Origin of the sequence: Pseudomonas sp. K5002, assembly GCF_013386655.1 — a bacterium.
GTDB lineage: Bacteria > Pseudomonadota > Gammaproteobacteria > Pseudomonadales > Pseudomonadaceae > Aquipseudomonas.
The window spans coordinates 1-720 of sequence record NZ_JACARK010001194.1 but is presented as its reverse complement, the minus strand read 5'-3'; the positions used below and the strand labels follow the sequence as shown (position 1 = coordinate 720).

The 720-nt window shown below is 66.0% G+C and carries 1 protein-coding gene; it reads right to left on the bottom strand.

Translation table 11 applies throughout. The annotated features are described in order from the left end of the window. The coding region (locus tag HX846_RS34795; protein ID WP_178967210.1) for a condensation domain-containing protein at window positions 1–720 on the bottom strand (720 nt) is incomplete at both ends.

Here is a 720-nt window from a genome sequence, read left to right as displayed (position 1 = left end):
GCGCTCGGGGCCCAGGTGGAGGATCAACTGCCCGGCGCGCCGATCCGCTTCGGCGGCGCGTGGTCTGTCCAGGGGCAGGTCGAGTACGTAATCGTCCGTGCCCAGATGATGTTTCCAGTAGTCCAAGCTGGCTTGGCGCCGGGCCTGGGTTTGTGGGTGTTGCTGCCACAGGGCGAAATCAACGTAGTCGAGGTCCAGTGGCGTCCAGTCCGGTGTCTGCCCGCTCAGCCCGGCACGGTAGGCCAGCGCCAGTTCGTCGATCAGCAGTTGCATGGCCCAGCCGTCTGTGGCGCTGTGGTGCAGGCACAGCAGCAGCAGGTTTTCGTCGCTGTCTTGGCGTTGCAGCAACTGTGCACGCCAAGGTGCAGCGGCGGCCAGGTCGAACGGGGCCATCAATTCGGCCTGGGCACGGCTGCACGCGTCATTCCAGGCGTTGGTGGCGACCGAGGTCACCCGCAGCGCAGGGCCTTGCGGATCAATGAGCAACTGCGCTTGGCCGGCGGTTTCTACGATGCGGCTGCGCAGCACCAAGTGCCGCTCGCTGACTTGGTCGAAGGCTTCGCGCAGGGCTGCCAGATCCAGCGTGCCCTTCAAGGTCAGCGCGAACGGCATGTGGTACTCGCGGGACTCCGGCACCAGGCGGCTGAGCATCCAGAAACGATGTTGCGCCAGACCCAGCGGCAACGTTGCCCGACGCGGTTGGGCCGTGATCACCTCAGC